Annotated in this window: 2 protein-coding genes; one reads left to right on the top strand and one right to left on the bottom strand. The window is 58.8% G+C overall.

The features are described from left to right. Positions 1–574: 574 nt before the first annotated feature. Positions 575–730 (top strand): hypothetical protein, encoded by a 156-nt coding sequence (locus FO013_RS22720; RefSeq protein ID WP_222103706.1) that lies wholly within the window; start codon positions 575–577, stop codon positions 728–730. A 784-nt stretch (positions 731–1,514) separates the two neighbouring features. Here the strand turns inward: FO013_RS22720 and FO013_RS22080 are convergent. Then, positions 1,515–1,979, bottom strand: coding sequence for a hypothetical protein (locus tag FO013_RS22080; RefSeq protein ID WP_472924391.1), 465 nt, complete (start codon positions 1,977–1,979; stop codon positions 1,515–1,517). Positions 1,980–2,036: the final 57 nt, after the last annotated feature.

Raw genomic sequence — 2,036 nt, 5'->3', positions numbered from 1 at the left:
AGGGCAAATCAGCCATACCAGGACCAGCGACCAGACCCCGTATAGGGCCTACCAATAAACATAGGGGCACCCCCCCGACCGGACACGCGTGCGCCGAGCAGCAACGGCAGACGAGGCAGCGAGTACGAGGCGAAGAACGACAGCAAAACCGTGCCGAAATGGACACGCTAAAGGGTCAGACAGCCAAGCAATCCTGCCTCGCCCAGTTCCGTGCCCACAGCGAGAGATACCGCCGGAGAGGGCCATGAGATTTGTCTCACCAGGACAAACCAATCCCAACTGCACAAGTTGTGCGCCCGCGCAGAAACTCACAATTCAGACTCGAGGGAGAGGAGGTGCACCTAGTCTATGTTTACGACTCCGGCGACTCTAAGGATGGCACCAACCTCACAGCGCTATTGATACCCGACTAGGTATGGAACACTGTGTCCTCACTTTAGCTGCAGGGGCGTCGGGAGACCTCCACGAGTTTGGAGCGCCCAAGACAAGTGAGCTCCACGCGAACGAACCGTTCAAGGGCCGGGAAAAATATTGCGAAACCGCCAGAACAAAGCGCGCAGCAGACGGACGGATCATGCTGTCATGGTTGGCTAAGGCCGATGATCTGTCTGTGGTCACCATTGCAACGCCCGAGCGTTCGACATCAAATACGTACGTCACCTTCGTGGAGTGGCGGAGTGCCTGGGCCGAGCGTGAGAAGACCACGGTCATGATCTTCTACGACGGATAGCAAGGCTACGATGAGGCTACGCGAGGAGTTTAAGAGGCCCGAGCCGAATGGGACGATGCACTCCGCATGGCAGCGCCCTATCGCAACGCTCACCGTGCGCTCGACATCACGCGACGCCGCGTCGTCGAGGACTCGTGATGCAGGACAGCGAATTCAATTAACTCATCCAGGCTGCCAATTTGGCAACCCACGGGGCCCATCAGCTGCACGCGCAGAATAACCCCTACCTGTGGGAGCCGGAGAAGGCTGAACCGAACTCGTTCCGGGCGTACCTCACACTTAAGAATGCTTGGCTAATGGAGACGGACGTTGGTGTTGAGCGGATCGTTGAACGCATGAACCCCTGACTGCCGGCCAGGGGTTCGCGAGATGCGAGACCCAGTGGGTGACCAATAAGTCACGTAGGGTCTCTCGATAGCTAACAACAGCAGGAAAAATGTAAGGCTCCCTGCAGTTCATCAATCGCTACCGTCGTTCGCAGCCGCGCATTCTCAGACGCTAGTAACCGGCTGCTACCTAATGCCCATTGGGAATCTTGCTCTACGGGGGTGTAACAACCATGCTCGTCATAGGTGTCTTCTGGCTAATCGGCCGTTAAACTGCCTCGGCTGATCCGACGCGCCTAGAGGTACCCCGTCTGTGCGGCATCGCGTTTTGCCATGCCACCCCGAAGCTGTTCAAGGGCATATTCAACAGGGCTATGCAAGGTCAGCCTTTTCGACTGCACAGGCGCACGCCGCGAGCGAGAAGGCCTGGCAAATGCACCTAGCCGAGGTGAGGTGAGTTAGGTTTCATAGCAGGGCTTCGTAACTTCGGTCGATTTCTTTGCGCCCACCATNAAGGAGAGGATGCCCAGCAGTCCCACGATTCGCGTGTACCGATTGAACAGCATGAACGGGAACGCGCACTGGAACAGGACCGAGGCCCACGAGACGGCGACGACCATCGGCCCCCAGGCCGTGAGCAGGTCCGAGAGCACCGGCCAGGTTCCGAACTGCTGGGTGTGCAGCGGGTTGTACACCGCGAATCCGTGCTGCCAAGCGGCCCCGCCCGCCTTGTACAGACCACCCGACATGTAGATCGCACAGACTTGGAAGGCCAACACGACGATCGCGAGGTTGTTGGCCATGATGAAGACCCAGCGGTAGCTGCCGCCGTCGGCCTCGGGGAACTCAGGGTTCTGCTGCCTCTTGCGCCTGGCGTCCAGCGACCACCGCCGGGTGGTATCGGCGAAGAGCATCGCGATCATGAACATGCGATACGCATTGTCGCCCTGATCACCGGCACCGTCGTTGAGCTCGATGAA

The sequence above is a fragment of the Brevibacterium aurantiacum genome (assembly GCF_007558825.1).
Lineage (GTDB): Bacteria > Actinomycetota > Actinomycetes > Actinomycetales > Brevibacteriaceae > Brevibacterium > Brevibacterium aurantiacum_A.
This window is presented reverse-complemented; position numbering and strand designations above follow the sequence as displayed.

Bases quoted from the DNA above. Each gene is read 5' to 3' on its own strand.
- FO013_RS22720 (WP_222103706.1), top strand. From the start codon at position 575: ATGCTGTCATGGTTGGCTAAGGCCGATGATCTGTCTGTGGTCACCATT.